General features: G+C 38.4%; 22 protein-coding genes. 17 read left to right on the top strand and 5 right to left on the bottom strand.

The features are described from left to right. Positions 1 to 92 precede the first annotated feature (92 nt). The 3 genes from FQ087_RS22935 (at position 93) to FQ087_RS22925 (ending at position 1,854) form a co-directional block, all read left to right on the top strand. Positions 93 to 1,055, top strand: coding sequence for a M3 family metallopeptidase (locus FQ087_RS22935; protein ID WP_255452169.1), 963 nt, complete (start codon positions 93 to 95; stop codon positions 1,053 to 1,055). Beyond that, the gene (locus tag FQ087_RS22930) at positions 1,056 to 1,307 is read left to right on the top strand and encodes a M3 family metallopeptidase (protein ID WP_370456066.1); all 252 of its coding nucleotides are present in this window, start codon (positions 1,056 to 1,058) and stop codon (positions 1,305 to 1,307) included. A gap of 172 nt (positions 1,308 to 1,479) precedes the next feature. Beyond that, positions 1,480 to 1,854 (top strand): M3 family metallopeptidase, encoded by a 375-nt coding sequence (locus FQ087_RS22925; RefSeq protein WP_255452283.1) that lies wholly within the window; start codon positions 1,480 to 1,482, stop codon positions 1,852 to 1,854. Between the two features lie 206 nt (positions 1,855 to 2,060). On the opposite strand, the gene FQ087_RS06915 is transcribed toward FQ087_RS22925, so the two are convergent. After that, on the bottom strand, positions 2,061 to 2,888 hold the full coding sequence (locus tag FQ087_RS06915; protein WP_149579754.1) for a squalene/phytoene synthase family protein: 828 nt from the start codon (positions 2,886 to 2,888) through the stop codon (positions 2,061 to 2,063). Positions 2,889 to 3,395: 507 nt separating this feature from the next. On the opposite strand from FQ087_RS06915, the gene FQ087_RS06910 reads away from it, so the two are divergent. Then, complete coding sequence (locus tag FQ087_RS06910; protein WP_149579753.1) at positions 3,396 to 3,836, top strand: BrxA/BrxB family bacilliredoxin; 441 nt, start codon at positions 3,396 to 3,398, stop codon at positions 3,834 to 3,836. Positions 3,837 to 3,885: 49 nt separating this feature from the next. On the opposite strand, the gene prli42 is transcribed toward FQ087_RS06910, so the two are convergent. Then, entirely contained in the window at positions 3,886 to 3,984 is a 99-nt protein-coding gene (gene prli42 / locus FQ087_RS06905; RefSeq protein ID WP_149579752.1) for a stressosome-associated protein Prli42, read from the bottom strand. Between the two features lie 111 nt (positions 3,985 to 4,095). On the opposite strand from prli42, the gene mce reads away from it, so the two are divergent. The 6 genes from mce to rnz all read left to right on the top strand — a co-directional run bounded on the left by mce (position 4,096) and on the right by rnz (position 9,897). Next, on the top strand, positions 4,096 to 4,506 hold the full coding sequence (gene mce / locus FQ087_RS06900) for a methylmalonyl-CoA epimerase (RefSeq protein ID WP_149579751.1): 411 nt from the start codon (positions 4,096 to 4,098) through the stop codon (positions 4,504 to 4,506). A 4-nt stretch (positions 4,507 to 4,510) separates the two neighbouring features. Continuing rightward, positions 4,511 to 6,058: an acyl-CoA carboxylase subunit beta gene (locus FQ087_RS06895; protein WP_149579750.1), complete on the top strand. Its 1,548-nt coding sequence runs from the start codon at positions 4,511 to 4,513 to the stop codon at positions 6,056 to 6,058. Positions 6,059 to 6,075: 17 nt separating this feature from the next. After that, positions 6,076 to 7,197 carry a M20/M25/M40 family metallo-hydrolase gene (locus FQ087_RS06890; RefSeq protein ID WP_149579749.1) on the top strand — a complete coding sequence of 374 codons (1,122 nt, stop codon included), beginning with the start codon at positions 6,076 to 6,078 and terminating at the stop codon, positions 7,195 to 7,197. Positions 7,198 to 7,209: 12 nt separating this feature from the next. Further along, entirely contained in the window at positions 7,210 to 7,686 is a 477-nt protein-coding gene (locus tag FQ087_RS06885) for a chemotaxis protein CheW (RefSeq protein WP_149579748.1), read from the top strand. A gap of 71 nt (positions 7,687 to 7,757) precedes the next feature. Continuing rightward, entirely contained in the window at positions 7,758 to 8,942 is a 1,185-nt protein-coding gene (locus FQ087_RS06880) for a DNA polymerase IV (protein ID WP_149579747.1), read from the top strand. A 16-nt stretch (positions 8,943 to 8,958) separates the two neighbouring features. After that, positions 8,959 to 9,897 carry a ribonuclease Z gene (gene rnz, locus FQ087_RS06875; RefSeq protein ID WP_149579746.1) on the top strand — a complete coding sequence of 313 codons (939 nt, stop codon included), beginning with the start codon at positions 8,959 to 8,961 and terminating at the stop codon, positions 9,895 to 9,897. Positions 9,898 to 10,022: 125 nt separating this feature from the next. Here the strand turns inward: rnz and FQ087_RS06870 are convergent, their stop codons facing one another. Together FQ087_RS06870 and namA are read right to left on the bottom strand one after the other, a co-directional pair. After that, positions 10,023 to 10,499 carry a YbaK/EbsC family protein gene (locus tag FQ087_RS06870; protein WP_149579745.1) on the bottom strand — a complete coding sequence of 159 codons (477 nt, stop codon included), beginning with the start codon at positions 10,497 to 10,499 and terminating at the stop codon, positions 10,023 to 10,025. A 633-nt stretch (positions 10,500 to 11,132) separates the two neighbouring features. Further along, positions 11,133 to 12,152, bottom strand: coding sequence for an NADPH dehydrogenase NamA (gene namA, locus FQ087_RS06865; protein ID WP_149579744.1), 1,020 nt, complete (start codon positions 12,150 to 12,152; stop codon positions 11,133 to 11,135). A gap of 391 nt (positions 12,153 to 12,543) precedes the next feature. On the opposite strand from namA, the gene FQ087_RS06860 reads away from it, so the two are divergent. The 3 genes from FQ087_RS06860 (at position 12,544) to FQ087_RS06850 (ending at position 14,601) form a co-directional block, all read left to right on the top strand. Continuing rightward, positions 12,544 to 13,089, top strand: a complete 546-nt coding sequence (locus tag FQ087_RS06860) for a GNAT family N-acetyltransferase (protein WP_149579743.1) — start codon at positions 12,544 to 12,546, stop codon at positions 13,087 to 13,089. A 417-nt stretch (positions 13,090 to 13,506) separates the two neighbouring features. Beyond that, positions 13,507 to 13,848 carry a zinc ribbon domain-containing protein YjdM gene (locus tag FQ087_RS06855; RefSeq protein ID WP_149579742.1) on the top strand — a complete coding sequence of 114 codons (342 nt, stop codon included), beginning with the start codon at positions 13,507 to 13,509 and terminating at the stop codon, positions 13,846 to 13,848. A gap of 486 nt (positions 13,849 to 14,334) precedes the next feature. Continuing rightward, positions 14,335 to 14,601: a YqhV family protein gene (locus FQ087_RS06850; protein ID WP_483315850.1), complete on the top strand. Its 267-nt coding sequence runs from the start codon at positions 14,335 to 14,337 to the stop codon at positions 14,599 to 14,601. A 489-nt stretch (positions 14,602 to 15,090) separates the two neighbouring features. Here FQ087_RS06850 and FQ087_RS06845 read toward each other — a convergent pair whose 3' ends face one another. After that, positions 15,091 to 15,645 (bottom strand): helix-turn-helix domain-containing protein, encoded by a 555-nt coding sequence (locus tag FQ087_RS06845; RefSeq protein WP_149579741.1) that lies wholly within the window; start codon positions 15,643 to 15,645, stop codon positions 15,091 to 15,093. 115 nt (positions 15,646 to 15,760) lie between these two features. On the opposite strand from FQ087_RS06845, the gene FQ087_RS06840 reads away from it, so the two are divergent. From FQ087_RS06840 to FQ087_RS06825, 4 genes are all read left to right on the top strand, one after another. Beyond that, positions 15,761 to 16,342, top strand: coding sequence for a LysE family transporter (locus tag FQ087_RS06840; protein WP_149579740.1), 582 nt, complete (start codon positions 15,761 to 15,763; stop codon positions 16,340 to 16,342). A 515-nt stretch (positions 16,343 to 16,857) separates the two neighbouring features. Then, positions 16,858 to 17,172 (top strand): hypothetical protein, encoded by a 315-nt coding sequence (locus FQ087_RS06835; RefSeq protein ID WP_149579739.1) that lies wholly within the window; start codon positions 16,858 to 16,860, stop codon positions 17,170 to 17,172. Between the two features lie 248 nt (positions 17,173 to 17,420). Beyond that, positions 17,421 to 18,413 (top strand): S66 family peptidase, encoded by a 993-nt coding sequence (locus tag FQ087_RS06830; RefSeq protein ID WP_370456040.1) that lies wholly within the window; start codon positions 17,421 to 17,423, stop codon positions 18,411 to 18,413. Between the two features lie 312 nt (positions 18,414 to 18,725). Further along, positions 18,726 to 19,709 carry a ketoacyl-ACP synthase III gene (locus tag FQ087_RS06825; RefSeq protein ID WP_149580786.1) on the top strand — a complete coding sequence of 328 codons (984 nt, stop codon included), beginning with the start codon at positions 18,726 to 18,728 and terminating at the stop codon, positions 19,707 to 19,709. The last annotated feature ends 343 nt before the right edge of the window (positions 19,710 to 20,052 follow it).

Below are 20,052 nucleotides of genomic sequence, written 5' to 3'. Positions count from 1 at the left end.
AAGGACCGTTTTTCTACAAATAAATGAATAGAGAAAGGAGACAACATGCAGAATAATACTATAGTTGGAGAAGTAGTTCCAAAAGAATTAATTTGGGACTAACGACAGTTTTCGGAAATGATGAACTGTGGGAATTAGAATATCAAGCAATTGAGAAGATACTCCCAACGATCGCATACTATGAAAAACAAGTTACACAATCGGCACAAGGCTTATTAGATACCCTTGAATTTGACCATGAGTTAGGGCGACGGATTAATCTTATTTATCTTTACTCGCGTTTAAAATCGGATCAAGACACAACAAATGAAACCTATCAGTCAATGCATCTTCGTGCACAATCTTTATTTATTCAATTAGTATCGGCAACATCTTTTATCACCCCTGCTATTTTAACGATGGATGAAATGGTTCTGGCGCAATATGTAGAGAGTCAAGAAGGTTTAACATTATATCGCCATTATTTAAAAGTAATACATAGTCAAAAACCGCATAAACTCTCAAATGAGCAAGGAAAATTGCTTTCACAAATGGAAGAAATCGCAAGTGCGCCAAGTCAAATTTATCATGTCCTTACAAATACTGAAGTAGAGTTTCCAATGGTAACTGATGGATCGGGAGAACGCGTTCAACTAACTCAAGGAATCTATCATGTCCTTTTAGAAAGCCAAAACCGAAATGTGAGAAATGAAGCGTTTTTGGCGATGTACGAAACGTATCAAAAACGAATCCAAACATTCGCTTCAATATTATCAAGCCATGTCAAAGCAAATAACAAAAAAGCGACAATTCGCCATTATTCATCTGCTCGTCATGCAGCGATGAGTCAATCTTTCATTCCAGAAAAAGTGTATGATCAATTGCTTTCAACGATTCAGCAACACTTGCCTTTGTTGCACCGCTACATGGCACTGCGCACGCAATTATTAGGTGTGAAATCAATGTATCTTTATGATGTTTCCGTTCCGATAAATGACAAAATAAAGTTAGAGGTTTCTTATGAGGACGCCAAGAAAATTATTGTAGAAAGTGTGGCACCATTTGGATCCGATTAAATTGTCCAACAAGGTTTTGACAATCGTTGGATTGATGTTGTCGAAAAAAAGGGGAAGAAAACAGGTGCTTATTCATGGGGGGCATATGGTGCAAATCCATTCATTTTTCTGAATTGGCAAAATAATATGGATAGCCTAGTTACCTTAACGCATGAGTTTGGCCATAGTATGCATAGTTATTACACACGTCAAACGCAACCGATTCCCTATGCGGACTATTCACCTTTTCTTGCAGAAGTAGCTGCAACTTGACATGAGAAATTATTATTTGAATATTTATTGAATAAAACAGAAGATACCAATCGAAAAATCCATTTGCTCCATACATGGTTACAGAATTTTTGTGATATCGTATTTGTGCAAACAATGTATGCGGAGTTTGAACAAACGATACACGAGTGGGATCGTGCAGGACAAGCGTTAACTGCAAAAAAAATTAACCGATTTATATATCAACTTAATGAAGACCTATTACGGAGAAGCACTCACAGTTGATGAAATAGCTGGCGTTAATTGGGCGCGTATTACTCATTTCTATTACAATTTCTATGTGTATACATATGCAACAGGGAAATCAGCAGCCTTTGCGCTAAGTAAACAGGTGCTAGAAAAAGGAAAGCCAGTGGATGATCTATATATAAATGCGTTCTTAAAAGAAGGGAATTCAAATTTTCCGATAGACATTTTAAAAAATGCAGGTGTTGATATGCAATCACCTGAACCCGTTGTCAAGGCATGTAAAGTTTTTGAGGAAAAGCTAGCATTGCTAGAAAATCTTTTAAGTGAATCAATTTCGTAACTACTTATTCGATATATTTAGGCAAACACTTTTTAAGTATATTAGTTTATTGTTCGTAAATGATACGACTACTCTCGTTGATTGGAGTGAAAGGCGGCAACAAGGAGGGATGGAGTTCAATCCCTCCTCGTTGCTTTGCATGACCTACATCCATAAGGCACCTGGTACTGATGCAATTGTGACTTGTATTCGTACCAAGTTCCTTTTTAGTGTTTTTTCTCATTAATAATTGCGTTCACCGTGGATTCCACTTCAACACGTGACATTTTTTCTTTGCCACTTTTCAAGGTTTTTAGTGTTCCTTTTGCTAAGGCGAGTGGGATTTTACAGAACAACTGAATATTTTTAGTATTAATCGATTTTAAATATTCGTCCGCTTTATTCAAATTCGTTGTTGCATAGGCGAACATATCATCTCTGTCCCAACCTTCGGGCATAAAACGAACACCACGATCAGCATCTTCATCCTGATTTCGCAGCATATTAACCGCTTGCAAACCTCTGCCATAGCCAACTGCCAAGTCTCGATCCGTTACCGTCCCGTCATATAATTCCCAAATATCAGATAGCATAATGCCTACTAAGCCTGCTACATAATATGTATACTCATCTAAATCTTCCTTTGTTTTTACTACCCAATCCTTTTCTACCCAATGTGCCATGCCATCTGCCATAATGCTCGTTGACTCTTTTACCTTGTCAATAATATTTTCTGGACATACGGAAAGCCAATCACCAAGTCTTAACGTCACTTCAGGTAAAATGTTTTCATATGGCTTAAGGAGTTGTTGATAGGCAGCGGTATCGAACTTTGTTTGTAAGAGCTTACTAGTCGAACGTAATAGATGCTGCTTTGTTTCAGAATGCAATTCTTCATGATCTTCGATTTCATCAATCGCCCGCATGCATAAATAGGCAGAGCCTACCGTCTTTCTTAACATTGGATTTAGCAGTTTAATTGGAATATAAAAGGTTCTACTTGTCAGCTTTAGTACATTCATGGCTTCTTTTTGTAATGTAGTTTCAATACTCAATGAAATCTTCCCCCTTCACCATATGGTAGTCTTTATTGGTATTCGCAGGCATTAGTCATATGTGCTGAAATTTCAGGTATCCATTAAGGTAAGTAGATAGAAGGCAAGAAACATTATTTTAAAGCTCAAGTGAAGTTGCGGTTATAGAGCTTCTGAAATCTACTCCTAATTCTGTTGAAAGCTGAAAATAATGATTATACTCTCATTTAATCATAATTAGGTGAAAAACGGAAGTCACTGAAAATATTTAATATGAGAACTACAGAAAAAAGTGTATTCTAGCAACTGAGGTAGGAAAGTTATAAAAATAAACGAAAAATGCATTCTCTATGTAGATATATTAATTTAGATTATGGGTGTGTTGTTTGTTTGTCATAAAATCACAAACTACTATTGAAGTAAAAGAGGAATACCTTATAAGTCTAATTATGCATTAGATCGTTTTTTTGCACGAATCCCGCTCTCCTGCTATGATAAAGAGGTAAATAGAAAGGGGTTTGATTATACATGAATATGAATTTTGATTTCTATATGAATGATATCCTTAAAACAGCACGTTCAGAGATGGAGGCCGGTGGATATGAGCAACTGACTACGCCTGAACTCGTGGAAGATGCTTTTAAACGCCCGGGCACGACTCTTGTTATGGTTAATTCAGTTTGTGGTTGTGCAGGCGGTATTGCGCGTCCTGCGGCTGCACATGCAGTTCATTATGACAAACGTCCGGATCACTTGGTAACTGTGTTCGCAGGACAAGATAAAGAAGCAACTGCACAAGCACGTATGCTTTTCGGAGAAGATCACTTACCTTCTTCACCATCATTCGTACTACTGAAAGATGGCAAGATGGTGGCTGAAGTGGGTCGTTATGAAATTGAAGGACATGATCCGATGTCTGTTGTGACAAACCTACAAAGTCAGTTCGAGGAATATTGCGAAGAACTATAATAAATTAAAACAGTCCGTACGTGCAAAATGCACATACGGACTGTTTTTTTTATGACATGATCATGCTAAGGCCAAACATAACACTTGAGGCAAGCATTGCGCCAACCATAATTAAAACAACTACTTTCTGTACTTTACGATTGCTCATATGTCAAAACTCCTTAAGCTTTATAGTTCTATTTTAACAGAATTTATGAATTTCACAACATCTAGCCGTTTCAATGAGGTAAAATGTACAATAGGGGGAGGGAGAATTGTTGTGCAAAAAGTAGACCATATTGGAATCGCTGTCAAAAGTATCGATATATCACTAGACTATTATATAAATACGCTCGGATTTACGCTTTTAGCTGTAGAAGAAGTAGACAGCCAAAAAGTGCGGGTCGCGTTCATTGACGCTGGGAATATTAAGCTTGAATTATTGGAGCCACTAGGGGTAGATGGACCAATTGCAAAATTTATCGAAAAACGTGGCGAAGGTGTTCATCATATCGCATTCGGAGTGACGGATATTCGTACAAGGATGGCCGAATTGCGAGAAAAAGGCGTTCAGTTACTGCAAGAAGAACCGAAACTGGGTGCTGGCGGAGCAGCAGTAGCATTCCTTCATCCTAAATCATCATTCGGCGTTTTGTATGAGCTATGTGATAAAAGTGGAAAAGGGGACTGACAAGATGGATATCTATGATAAAATCAATGATTTATATGATAGAAAAAGAGTGATTGAACTCGGTGGCGGAGACGATCGAATTGCTAAACAGCATGAAAAAGGTAAATTGACAGCTAGAGAGCGAATTGACCTGCTGTTAGATCCAAACTCTTTTGTTGAATTAAATCCATTTGTTGTACATCGTACGCGTGATTTTGGAATGGACAAGCAAGTTGGACCAGGGGATGGCGTTGTCACTGGTTATGGGAAGATTAATGGAAGACCGATATATTTATTCTCACAGGATTTCACTGTTTTTGGCGGTGCGTTAGGTGAAATGCATGCGATGAAAATTGCTAATGTGATGGATCTTGCCGCTAAAAATGGTGCTCCTTTCATTGGCTTAAATGATTCGGGTGGAGCACGTATTCAGGAAGGTGTCGTTTCACTGGACGGCTATGGTGAAATATTCTACCGTAACGCGATTTACTCCGGCGTCATTCCGCAAATATCGGTTATTCTCGGTCCTTGCGCAGGCGGTGCTGTTTATTCGCCAGCTATCACGGACTTCGTTTTCATGACGGATGAAACGAGTCAGATGTTCATCACGGGGCCGAAAGTTATTGAGACGGTTACAGGGGAGAAAATTTCTTCCGAAGATTTGGGTGGCTCAAAAGTACATAACACGATAAGCGGGAACGCTCATTTCCGAGGTAAAGATGAGAAGACCGTTTTAGAAAGCGTGCGGAAATTACTTGCATATTTACCGCAAAACAATAATGAAAAACCGCCAGTCGCAGCTTGTGATGAAGCAGATGATTACCGAGCAAATTTGGCTGATGTTGTACCTTTTGAAACAATCCGACCTTATGACGTTCGCAGGGTGGTTGAACAAATTGTTGACGCAGATTCATTCATGGAAGTTCAAGCTGAATTTGCGAGGAATGCAGTCGTCGGATTAGCCCGTATGAAAGGGGAACCGGTCGGCCTTGTTTGTAATCAGCCGAAAGTGATGGCAGGTGGGCTTGACATTGATTCGTCTGATAAAATTGCACGGTTCATTCGATTCTGTGACTCTTTTAATATTCCGATTATTACGTTTGAAGATGTAACGGGTTTCTTCCCGGGTATTAAACAAGAGCATGGTGGTATAATTCGTCATGGAGCCAAAATCTTGTATGCTTATTCGGAAGCAACTGTGCCAAAAATAACAGTTATCCTTCGAAAGGCATTCGGTGGAGCTTATGTTGCGCTGAATTCCAAATCAATCGGAGCCGATGTTGTTTACGCTTGGCCAAATGCTGAAATTGCAGTTATGGGCGCGCAGGGCGCTGCAAATATTATTTTTGCCAGAGAAATTGCGAATAGCGATGATCCCGAAGCGATGCGCGCGGAAAAAATAGAGGAGTATCGTGAGAAGTTCTCAAATCCTTACGTTGCCGCATCACACGGCATGGTCGATGATGTTATTGATCCGCGTGAAACACGCATTAAACTACTACAAGCGCTTGACATGATGCGCAACAAACAAGAAACTAGACCGAAGAAGAAACACGGGAATATACCGTTATAATTAAGGAGATGCTTTAAATGAATAAACAAAGACTACTAGATGAATTTTTTGAACTTGTACAAATTGATTCGGAAACAAAAAACGAACGTGAAATTGCCGATGTTTTAACATTAAAAATGGAAGCACTTGGTTTTGACGTGGAGGAAGATGATTCCGATGATCGAACTGATCACGGAGCAGGTAACCTAATTGCGACGATGAAGGGGACTGCTGAAGGAATAGATCCAATCTACTTCACTTGTCATATGGACACAGTCGTTCCTGGTCAAAGCATTAAACCTGAACTACGCGAAGATGGTTATATCTACTCTGATGGTACGACAATTCTTGGCGCGGATGATAAAGCAGGGATTGCAGCCTTATTTGAAATGGCGCGTACATTGAAAGAAAGCGGTAAACCACATGGCGATATTCAGTTCATTATTACAGCAGGCGAAGAAAGTGGCTTAGTCGGTGCGAAAGAGATGGATGCGTCATTGATTACAGCGAAATACGGCTATGCTGTCGACAGTGATCAAAAAGTGGGTGGCATTGTAACTGCTGCTCCCTTCCAGGCGAAATTATGGACGACAATCCACGGCAAAACAGCACATGCTGGCGTTGCACCTGAAAAAGGAGTTTCGGCCATCAATATTGCGGCTAAATCGATTGCAGCAATGTCTCTGGGGCGCATTGACTCAGAAACGACTGCTAATATCGGCCGCTTCGAAGGTGGACAAGCGACAAATATTGTCTGTGATGAAGTGCGTATTTTAGCGGAAGCAAGATCTATCAATCAAGAGAAACTGAATGAACAGACAGAACATATGATACGTACATTTGAGCGTACTGCTGAACTAATGGGTGGAAAAGCAGAAACGGAAGTTCAGCTTATGTATCCAGGCTTTAGCTTTGATGAAGATGCAGAAGTCGTTCAAACAGCCATGAAAGCAATCAAAAATATCGGTCTGACACCTGAACTGATGACGAGTGGTGGCGGAAGTGACGGCAATGTATTCAATGGAGCAGGTATCCCGACAGTCACACTATCTGTCGGTTATGAGGAAATCCATACTAAAAACGAACGGATGCCTGTTGAAGAGTTGAACAAGCTGACAGAACTCTTACTAGAAATTGTCAATGTTACGGCAAAATCATAAGGGGGTTAAAGAATGAGTAATTTGAAAGCAGTTATTGTCCAATGTGGTAACGAGGAATACGCGATTGCTGTCGATGCTGTCGTGTCAATAGAGCGGCTTGAACAAGTAAACCCAATACCACATCTTCCCGACTATATGCTCGGACTTATGCGGATTCGTGGAGAACTTGTTCCGATTCTGGATTTTGAACAAATTCTTTATGGTAAAACTGCAAAAGGATGCGAAGATGCACGTGTCGTGGTAGTTCAGACTGCTAGTTTATACATTGGTCTTCTCGTTCTTGATGCGAAAGAGATTCTTGATATTCCAGACAGTGCTTTAACTTCTTCGGGGCTTATGGCATATTCGAGAACACCGTATTTCACGACAGTTGCAAATTTAGAAAACCGCATGATTACAGTTGTGGACCCTGAGATTTTGTCCCAAACGCTTGCTGGGATGGATAAAATCGGTGAGTACGTGGAAGCACAGATAGCACAAGCGAAATAATGTGTAAACCGGGCAGTGTCATCTGTCCGGTTTTTGCAATATAATCAAGAAAAGTGGAGGGGGAAAGTGTGTTGACATCGAATGGTGAATCGAGAGCAAAGGTAATCCTTCATCTTGATATGAATAGTTTTTTCGCATCCGTCGAACAATCGCATGACCCTTCATTGAAAGGTATTCCGATGGCGGTTGCGGGTAATCCTAAAGCTCGGAAAGGCATTCTTGTGACGTGTTCCTATGAAGCAAGAGCACTTGGCATTTACACGACGATGACAGTTGGTGAGGCGAAACGGCTTTGTCCTAATCTCATCATTGTCCCACCTGACTTTGAAAAGTATCGAATTGCCTCTTCTGCGGTTTTCGATTTGTTGCGTACATATACGGAGCTTGTAGAGCCGGTGTCGATTGATGAAGCCTATATTGATATTACTGCAATTGGTGGATTAACGAATGCCATGAAAATTGCAACGGGCATGCAACAGCGTATTTTGCAGGAGCTCGATTTACCGTGTTCCATTGGTATCGCACCGAATAAGTTCCTTGCAAAGACAGCGTCGGATATGAAAAAGCCGATGGGTATCACGATTTTAAGAAAACGGGAAGTCGAATCAGTACTATGGCCGCTCCCAGTTATTGAAATGCATGGAATTGGAAAGAGTACAGAGAGAAAGATGAATGAGTTGGGCCTTTACACAATTGGTGACCTGGCAAAAACAAATGAAATCACCGTCAAATCATCTTTTGGTAAACATGGCATTAGCTTGCACAAACGGGCAAACGGCATTGATGACCGCCTAGTAGACCCTGATGCTGCCGCAGAACGAAAAAGTGTGGGTAGTTCAACGACATTGACTGTGGATGAAACTGATTTGGATGAATGCCTAAAAGTTTTCAAATGGTTAGCAGAGAAGGTAGCTACTCGCCTTGCCAACAGGCAACTTGCCGGCACGGTTGTCATGATTCAGATTCGTTCAGCCGACTGGCAGAATCAAACGCGAAGCAAGACTGTCCTCAACCCTCTTTATAAAGAACAGGACATTTACAAAGTAGCAACTGAACTATTCAAAAAACATTGGGATGGGGAACCGATTCGTCTTCTTGGCATTACCGTCACCAATGTAATCATGAAGAATGAACTGCATGAACAGTTATCGTTTTATAATTTTGAAAAACATGCGAAAGAAGAGACGATGGATATTCTCCTTTCACAGCTAGAGCAAAAATTTGGTCCCGGAACAGTGAAGCGGGGCACGAAATGAAAGGTGGTTATCCGTTATGGAACTGCAATTTTTAGGGACAGGTGCGGGTATGCCGTCCAAGATGCGCAACACGTCAGCAGTTGTTTTAAATTTGGCTGCTGAAGGAGAAGGTTACTGGCTATTTGATTGCGGGGAGGCGACGCAGCACCAAATATTACATACATCGCTGAAACCACGGAAAATCAGTAAAATATTCATTACCCATCTGCACGGTGACCATATATTTGGATTGCCTGGGTTAATTGGTTCACGATCATTTCTTGGTGGCGAAGAGCGACTTGATATATATGGCCCCCCTGGCCTGAGTGAATGGGTCAAGACAACATTACGAGTTACGAATACACATTTAAACTATGAGCTGTTAGTTCATGAAATTGGTGAAGGCGTGGTAATTGAAGATGCTGAATATCGGGTTACTGCAAAAAGCCTTCAGCATATCATTCCATGCCTAGGTTACCGGATTGAGCAAAAACCGTTGCCAGGTAAATTGCTCATCGACAAAACAAAAGAGGCGGGTGTACCGAAAGGCCCGCTGTTGAAACAGCTAAAGGACGGGGAAGATGTAACGTTGGAGGATGGACGGATTGTTCTTAGTTCAGAAGTCACCGGTGAACCGCAAGAAGGATTTACGGTTGCCATTCTCGGCGATACGAGTTATTGTACCGCGGCTGTTGAATTAGCGCGTGACACTGATATTCTAGTTCATGAAGCGACGTTTGATATCGAAACCGGAAATTTAGCGAAAGAATATGGTCATTCGACGATTGGAGATGCAGCTCGCGTAGCGAAGGAAGCAGAAGCGAAAACGCTTATCGCCAATCACATAAGTGCACGATTTATGGCGAGTGACGTGGCACAATTACAGAAACAAGGGGCGGCGATTTTCCCAGCGCTTCACATCGCTGAAGATTTCTCGCGGTTTGAATGGAAAAACGGTGAAGTTATTCGGGATTGACAGTGATAACCATTGCAATAGCTTAAACCTTCGTGTTTCTCCTAACGAAACGTTTTTCTTTCTAAGTGAAAACCCGACTTTTCCTGTACATAAGGAAAAATCGGGTTTATTTCATTTTATATTTTTCATTTCACTGTAACAACTTGTCCTTTAGTCATTTTTTCTAATTCATGCGGCGTTAATTGGAACACAGCTTTCGGATGTCCAGCAGCAGCCCAGATCGTTTCATACTGAAAAAGATCTTCATCAATTAGCGTTAGCACGGGGTTTTTATGCCCTAATGGAGGAACTCCTCCAATAACAAACCCTGTGGATTCACGTACAAAATCGGCATCTGCTTTCCCTAATTTGTCATTAAGCTGTTGTGCAATTAATTTCTCATTAATACGATTGATGCCACTTGCTACAACTAATAGTGGCTGATTTGTACTTTTTAATCGGAAAATAATTGATTTAGCAATCTGTGCGACCTCACAACCTAAGGCATTCGCCGCTTCTTGAGCAGTTCGAGCACTGTCTGTCAATTTCACTACATCGTTTGGATGTCCTAGTTCCAGTAGTTTACCCTGTACTTGCTGAACACTTGCTGTTAAATTTTGCATTTGCCTTAAACCTCCTGGGAGTTGACTGCTTACACGGAATAAACAGTTTTATATTCTTTGTATAATATACTACAATGCTATATTTTTTTCCTGAATTTCATAGTATTCCTGAGAAAATTACGCTAAACATATTATGCAGGCTACTAATTTTATTCGTTTGTCCATTAATAAAATGATAAATTCTAAAAATATATTTTTAGGGGAGGGAGAATATTGGGGAAATGAATATGTTTTTAAAGGAACAGAAATATGGAGAGAAATCGTTTATAAAACAACTTATCCCACCGAAAATAATCATACATTTATATTGAAACAGAAAGGTGATATTAAATAGGTATTGTCGATGAACCCTTGAAAAAAGTATTCTATACAACTAGTGGGAGTTCAAAGGTGAGAGCAAACGTAATTGAAGAAGTAAGACAAGTAAGTGTTAAATGGAATACTTGTGAAGATTTATTGGAATTGATGAGAAAAGAAAAGTGGTTTTTGTGTTGTGAAAACATCTATCTTAACTCACTGAAATTCATCCCTCTTTCTTGCCACAGGACCTGGCACACTTAGCCAAAGATCTTTAAACAACCAGTTGGGGGTAGAAGAATCCCCCACTGATTGAAGATTACTTTTATTTATTAATTAAAACATCCAGCCGCGTTCATACTGTTTTGGAGATTGAATCTCAACCCTAAGCTCTTTCGCTGCAGTATATGGCCAGTACGGATCACGCAATAGTTCACGTGCCAGAAAAATCATATCTGCTCGACCATTTTTTACTATTTCTTCAGCTTGGATACCTGTTGTTATCAACCCAACTGCGCCTGTTGGTATATCGGCACCTGCTTTAATTGTTTCAGAGAACTTGACTTGATAGCCTGGAAAAACATCGATTCTAACTGGTACTACTGCTCCAGAACTGACGTCAATCAGATCCACAGATTGTTCTTTCATCCATTTCGCCATTTCGATGTATGCTTCAGGTGTCATGCCGCCCTCACTGTAATCGAACGCGGATATGCGGACGAAAAGGGGACCTTCCCAAATTGTGCGCACTTCATCAATAATTTCACGTAACAAGCGATAGCGATTTTCCGCAGAACCACCGTATTCATCGATCCGTTTATTCGATAGGGGCGATAGGAATTCATTAATAAGATAACCATGAGCACCATGGAGTTCTATGACGTCGAATCCAGCTTTCTTAGAGCGAATAGCACCATCCTTAAATGCTTGTACAGTCGTTTTTATATCGTCCTTAGACATTTCTACTGGTGTTTTATATTTGTCATTGAAAGCGATAGCAGATGGTGCATAAATATCGCTGTTAACTGTCGCCTTTCGCCCGGCGTGTGCAAGCTGGATACCCGCTTTCGCACCGTGATGTTGCATGAGACGGACAACCTCTGCCAGTCCATCAATATGGTCGTCACTCCAAATGCCGAGATCTTGTATGGAAATTCGGCCTGCAGGTTGGACGGCTGTCGCTTCAACAATGATAAGTCCGACTTGACCGACTGCTCGCGTAGTGTAATGAGTTTTGTGCCAATCCTCAATCATCCCGTCTTCATTGTGGCTCGAATACATACACATCGGAGACATAACGATACGGTTTTTAAATTCAATATCGCGTATTGTAAATGGTTCAAATAATTTAGCCATGTTCTTAACCCCCTTAGTGTTTAACCCCATTAGTATAGCAAAGTAGGGAGGTTAAAACTGAATGGAAGGCTCGAGTATCTCTAAAGTTAGAAGTGTTTTACCTCGTATTTTATTTGAAGTAAAACGACTATAAATCATGCAACTTAATGTAAATTGCAGCGGGAAGTCGTCTTCGTTATGAAAGTTTTATATATTAATAGAATAAAATTGATGGTATAGAAGGAAGACTTGACATAATGGTTATTGAGTTATTTTGATGGTAAATGTGTAGTGATTGTTTAGTCCAAAGTAAGCCGGAAATGTATAGGTGAAAATGGATTTTTTGTAATTTATTTTAACCATTTCATGTGATAAAATGGTTAATCAACAGACCTGTTAGGAGATGTTATTGATGGTTGACTATCTTAAAGGCGAAAACGTAATAATGCGAGAAATGGAAGAAAAAGATTGGATAGATGTCCATGAATATGCTTCGCAACCAGCAGTTTGTCGATACCAACCGTGGGGCCCAAACAATGAGGAGGAATCTGAACTCTTTGTAAAACAAGTTATTAAAGATGCCAAAAATAATCCGAGAACTCGATTTGTTTTTGCTGTATTTTTAAAGGGAAATGGAAAAATGATTGGTTCGGGTGAGTTTAACATCCGTGACTATAGCAATAAAGCCGGAGAAATTGGGTACATTATTAACCCAGGTTATTGGGGAATGGGATACGCAACGGAGGTAGCGAAATTATTAATTGGATTTGGCTTTGAAAATCTAAATCTCCATCGTATTTATGCAACCTGTGACCCAAGAAATATTGGTTCATCTAAGGTATTGGAGAAAATCGGAATGGCAAAAGAAGGTAGAATGCGTGAAGATTTATTAATAAAAGATGGATGGCGTGATTCACTTTTATACAGTATTTTAGTGCAAGAATGGAGTGGGAAATAAAGGCTGATACTGAAGCGAACTATCGAATGTTTCTTGTACCCAAAGATATGGGGGGGTCTATTCATCGCTCTTATGATGATTTGACTAATCCGCTTAAAGCGTTGGATGAAATTGCTGGTTTACCATAGATCGACGAATTTTAACCTTAGGAGGACAATTCTGCCTCAACAATCTACTGTGCAGTTGAAGATATTGATTGAGAAGTCTCAAAATGGTATTGTCACAGAAACATTATAAGCGCTGATTGAACCAATGGTCATAACCTTATACAAAAAAATCTTAAGTAATACATAAGATTGTTCATGAATTTTATGTTGTTCAAATGACGTCAGTTCGCTTATAATTGTAAGTTGGTAACTACTCTTCCCTATAGTTATTGGAAGGAAATTAGTAATAATGACTGGAGGAAATGAAAGTATGTCAAATTTACCAAATTGTCCGAAATGTAATTCGGAATACACGTATGAAGATGGAAGTAATCTTGTTTGCCCAGAATGTGCGCATGAGTGGAGTTTAGAAACGGAAATTGAAAATAGTGAAGTTACTAAGGTTTACAAGGATGCTAATGGAAATATCTTGAATGATGGTAACTCTGTAACGGTCATAAAAGACCTTAAAGTAAAAGGAAGCTCATCAGTCGTAAAAGCAGGTACAAAAGTAAAAAGCATTCGTTTAGTTGACGAGGATCATGATATTGATTGTAAAATTGATGGTTTTGGTGCTATGAAATTAAAAACTGAATTTGTTAAGAAACTTTAAAATGTACCCTGCTCTAAAACAATTCGCAGTTGTTTTAGAATAGGGTATTTTTTTCTATTGTGCACGTATCTTGGTTTGCAGTGCTAAACGTGATTTGAATTACCGAAAAACAACTGCCTTTTATTGTGAAATTATATGGTGAAAGTAGAGTGCAAGTGGCAACTAGAAAATAAGCGATATTTGTGATATCGGTTAATATGTTCCAGTCTATATAAAAAAGCTGGTACATTTAAGTGCCAACCTAATTAGTATTGATTTCCTTCTTCAACATCAATTTGTTCTCTAGAGTTGTGAAATAAATGGAAATTGAAGGAGTATTAAATTAGGCTCGTAGAAGTAATGATGAACTTCCGCTTAAAACGGTAGATGTTTCTATGATAATAGTGGGAAAACTTACATACACTATCGGTAGTATTATGGACTTCATATGGAAAAGACAAGATATTTTTAATGAAAGAATATTAAAAGGGAAGGGGTTCAGATTTATTGGTTGAAAAAGCTCTTTTAATGATAATATTATTAAGAATTTTTTCAGGTAGTGTAGATATCACTGCGGCGATGTTGATGTATAAATTTAATGATTTAGAAAAAGCCTTTTATATCAATACTCTCCTAGCTCTGGTAGGTCCTATTGTGTTAATCATTACAACGGGAATAGCATTATTCGGTCTCTCTGAAAAAGTATCTTTGACTCGAATGATTTGCCTTTTTGCTGGAATATTACTAATTGTTTACAGCCTGAAATCTAAATAGGGACTAGCAAACGTAAAGAAAACGATGCAAATATACCCGTATAATGGAAGGTATCCAAGTTCTGGGCTAACTCAGATCTTGGCTTTTTCTATATATAGGGGAAATGATTGTGCATTAACTAGTTCGAAACTGCTGGAATCAGTTCTATTGGACAGGAAACTGAGAAATAACAAGCTCTTGAGGTTATTCGAGAATCAAATGGAGATGTGGAAATTAATTCAAGTCATCAATCAAAAAACGAACAAATACATTTAGTGAAACCCGGCATTTACGCTGAACCTCATTTTAATTAGTGCAGGTTCATTAAAGTATTTGATCAAAAAACAATTCGTTCAGGAATATAATAATGTTCTGTTAATGGATGCAAAGAGTGATACTAATTCAATATGCCTTCTGATAACTAAACGAAGCATTCGAGATAAATTACTATATTGGTACAAAGGGGTTGTCCCATAAGCAATAATTCACTATTCATAGGACAACCCCTATTTAATTCGGATAATACAACACCATACTTAAGCGGGTCAATTTTTCACTGAAATTTTGATAGCTATGGGGTCTGTCGGCCTTGAATCGGATGGAATCACCACACCCTAGGCGATATTCCTCGTTATTTACACGTATCGTTAGCTCTCCGTCAAAAACTGTTAACAGCTCTTCAGTCCCCTCCATATGCGCATCCGCACTTAGGAATCCACCTTTATCGATCTCAACTGTATACACTTCAAAGCGTTTATCATCTTCGAAAGGGAAATGTGGATAGACCCGATACTTTCCGTTATCTTCGGATAAGACTTGAATATCATTTTTGGACACAATAATTGTATCAGGTTGAGGGTTATTGATGAGTGAAGTAAAAGAAACCTTTAAGCCATTAGATATTTTCCAGATTGTTGTTATGGTTGGAGCTGATACACCACGTTCAATTTGACCAATCATCGTTTTGCTTACGCCTGTCAATTCCGCTACCTTTTCAAGACTTAACTTCTTATTTTCTCTTAGTGACTTTAAATTCTCAGCAATGATAAGATGTATTTCCTTCATAAAAAACACTCCTACTTTTCTGTACAATATAACGTCTGAATTGTACAATAAAAATAAAGACGTTATACAGTCTGTTTTAGACAGTATAACATATGCAATGGGGGAGAGGTCTACTATGCCAGTATTGTCATTCTTGTTATATGTTTTTATCATGAGTTTTACGCCGGGTCCGAATAATATTATGGCGATGTTATTTGCGAATCAATATGGATTTAAGAAGACACTTCGATTTTGCTTAGGCGTAGGTGCAGGTTTTTTTGTCATCATGATAGTATCGACTTATTTTAATCTAATGCTACATAATTTCATTCCAAAAATTGAATTACCGATGATGATTCTAGGTGCGGGATATATGCTGTATCTGGCAATCAAAATAATAACTAGTACAACTAGCGCAAATGATGATGAGAGCGGCAAATATAACGGTTTTTTGTCAGGAATGTTGTTGCAATTTGTAAATCCGAAGGGTGTTTTATTTGGCATTACGGTAGTTGCGACGTATATCCTTCCATATCACACTTCAACTAGTAGCTTATTACTTCTGGCGTTATTTTTAGGTTTCGTGGGTATTCTGAGCACTTGTAGTTGGAGTCTCTTTGGTTCTATGTTCCAGAAGTTTCTATCCAACTATAAAAAGCAATTTAATATCGTAATGGCGTTGTTATTGGTGTACAGTGCCGTGTCTCTTTTTGTGTGATGAAATGATACCGCAGTTATATTAATTACTATAATCGTACAAGCATAAATTAATTATCAAAAAAAAGTCTGGATCATTATCGACAATTACAAAAGTAACATTATAAGCGTTTTTGAGTGTAATTGAAAGGTAATATATGTTTAATTGACTTAATAGTTTAAAATGTTAGAATAAAACTAACTTTAATTGAAAGTAGGTGATTTATATGGAAAGTAACAGTCAGTTGCTAAATAGTCAGTTTACATATAGTCACCTATTTCAAATATGATTGGAAACTCATAAATTTACTCCTTTCGAATTAAGATTAGGGCTGTAGCTGCTATTTGCAACTATAGTTTTTTTATTTTGGAGTAGGATTAGGAGGAATTAAGATGAGAAGTAAAGTAGTCGATTACAATTTTAATGGTAAACGATTTCAGTTAAGAGAATCTGCTTATCTAAACTGGCTTTACGATTTGGGAGAAGTATTTTGTGTATTTGATTAGCAAGACTCAGGTAATCTTTCATTTGGGGTAATGATTGACAATCAAAAGAAATTTGTTGAATATGCAGGTGAAGTGGAGGATGCGATCTTACGGTTAAAATGTGCAATGCCTAATTACAATGATCTGTTTCATCCGAATCTTATACTATTAGAGAAACATTACGAAACAGTCAAGGGATACGTGGCGATATTTAAATGGGCAGATGGGGAATGTTTACACCCTCACTGGGCATTCTCACCTTATGAAAAGGTCTATCATTCAGATTCTCCATATAAGAGGTTTAGAGATTTGAAAATTGAGAAGCGACTACAAGCCAAGCTCTACATACCATTTTTTCTTTTATAGCAAATACCGAACTGAATGAGTATGAAGCATGGGAAGAATCTGCTTGTAATTTCATAGGCCAATATTAAACCTTGGCAATAACTCTTGCTTCAATTTTTCGATAATATGAATGAGTTGTGTACAGGTTATATGGTTATGAAGCATGTTCCTTACATGTAGTCGATACTGAAACTTCAACGATAAGTGTTTTAAGTGATGAAGTAAAAATAAGAAAGTAAATAAAATGTAAATTAAGGGGCTGTATTAAAATGTTTCAATACTTGCAGCAAGGCGATCAAATAGGAATTTTTTCTCCCTCTTCACCTTCAACAGTTACTGATCATTTACGATTTGAAAGAAGTAAACTGTTTTTGGAAAGTAAAGGTTTTGAAATTATAGAAGGCAATTTAACAGGGAAGATTGATAGTTATCGTTCGGGAACACCCAAAGAAAGGGCCTCAGAATTAAATGAATTAATTCGAAACCCTACTATTAAGCTCATAATGTCTACTATTGGTGGTACAAATTCAAATAGTATATTGCCATACATTGATTACGAAGCGTTTAAAGCAAATCCCAAAATAGTCGTGGGCTATTCGGATGCAACAGCAGTGTTGTTAAGTTTATATGCTAAAACAGGTATACCAACTTTTTATGGTCCATCTTTGATTCCGTCTTTCGGTGAATTTGAACCACTCGTACACGATACCTATCAATATTTTGAAAATCTCTTTATGAAACCACAAAGTCTACCGTATGAAATACCAATGCCTTCATTTTGGTCGGACGAGCCAGTCAATTGGGAAGAAAAAACCACTGATAAAACATTGTATAAAAATGAATGGATTTCTGTAATAGGTGGCTTAGCTGAAGGTAGATTGATTGGTGGTAATTTGAATACAATGTACGGTTTTTTAGGTAGTCCGTATATGCCTGAAATTCAAAGTGGTGACATATTGCTAATTGAAGACTGTGCCAAAAATACGTCTATTATTGAAAAAAACTTCGCAATGCTCAAAGTGAGCGGTATTTTTGATAAGGTAGGCGGTATTATTCTAGGCAAACATGAATGCTTTGATGATTTATGTACAGGCCGTAAGCCATATGAAGTGTTGTTAGAAATTCTAGATGATGTAAATATTCCTGTGCTTGCGGAATTCGATGCATGTCATACACACCCTATGCATCCAATGCCAATTGGACGTAATGTCGCGTTAGATGCAACGAATAAGAGGGTTTATTTAACAGAGAAGTGGCTTTGACGATGTTGAAGGCTACAGATGACTAACCATTTTCAATGCGTCAACTTTTTATTAATAAATTGAAAATGGACGCTTAACTAATTTGTATTTCCATACTCTTTTGCAGGTACCGATAATCCATTCAGCTAGAAAGTAAACGTAATGTAGCAGTATTTAGTCCGATATCGTAAGGTCAAATAGCGTCTCTAAAGGGGGCTGTATTAAGGGTTTTTAAGCAACCAAATATATAGTTAATAAACTTTTGGCTCGAATTGTTACCAGGTACTATAAGTAGCTGCTATAATAAAAAGGGAAATGAGGTGTGATTTAATGATTAAATCTAAAGCGCGTATAACAGCAATTGGTAGCTACGTTCCGCAAAAGAGACTGACAAACAAAGATTTAGAAAAAATGGTAGAGACGAATGATGAATGGATTGTTCAGAGGACTGGTATGAAGGAAAGGAGAATTGCAGGGGACGAAGAATTTGCTTCTCATTTGGCTTTTAAAGCGATCGAAAATTTGATTGGAAACTATCATACAGACTTACAAGACGTCGATTGTATTATAGTAGCGACAACAACTCCAGACTATGCGTTTCCGAGTGTGGCATGTCAAATTCAGAGTCACTTTAATATTCCTTGTACAGGGGCTTTTGACTTAAATGCTACCTGTGCAGGTTTCACCTATGCATTACATTTAGCTAACAATTTAGTTACTGCCGAGGCACATAAAAAGATTTTAGTTGTCGCAACCGAGACTTTATCAAAAGTAACTGATTATACAGATCGAACAACCTGTATTTTATTCGGAGATGGCGCAGGTGCAATGCTAGTTGAATACGACCAGGAAAATCCTAGTTTTCTAGCTAGCCATATGGGGACGAATGGTGAAGGGGGGATTCATGTCTATCGAACGACCTTTGCAACTACAATGGATGATAAACCACTAATCAACAATGGGAAAATGGTTCAGAACGGAAGAGAAGTATACAAATGGGCAGCTCGTACTATCCCAATTGGAATGCAAGAGCTATTATACAAGGCTGAATTAACTAGAGAAAATATTAACTGGTTCATACCACATAGCGCTAATCTAAGGATGATTGAATCGATATGTGAAAAATCAGGATTTCCGATAGAAAAAACATTAACGAGTATGAAGTATTTTGGCAACACCTCATCTGCTTCGATTCCGTTAGCACTGCATCTGGGAGTAGAAGAAGGGAAAGTATGTTCTGGAGATACGTTATTGCTATATGGTTTTGGAGGAGGACTTACACATTTAGGACTTGTTTTAACTTGGAACTTAACATAAGAATATAGCATTACTAGCAATCATATATTGTCATCATTTTGATCGTTTAACCGAACATTCGTCTAATAGTGAGCTGTTTAACGTGAGAGAGATCCTTGTTAAACAGCTTTTTTATTTTACTTGGGATTTATAAACCGCATGCCATTAGCAATAGGAGGAAGTGCCATTTCGATATTTTGTTCAGCTGTAAGTTGGCAATTATACTGCCAATCGACAGAAGCCCCGTAAATGCCCCAGCTTAACATGACGGAAGAGATTCGTAGTGTTTCCGCATTTTCCTGCGGTTGATTTTTCATTTGTAGACATAAAGGCATCGTAATTGCGTTTACGTTGTGAGGAAAGG

The organism is Sporosarcina sp. ANT_H38 (assembly GCF_008369195.1).
GTDB lineage: Bacteria > Bacillota > Bacilli > Bacillales_A > Planococcaceae > Sporosarcina.
This window is presented reverse-complemented; position numbering and strand designations above follow the sequence as displayed.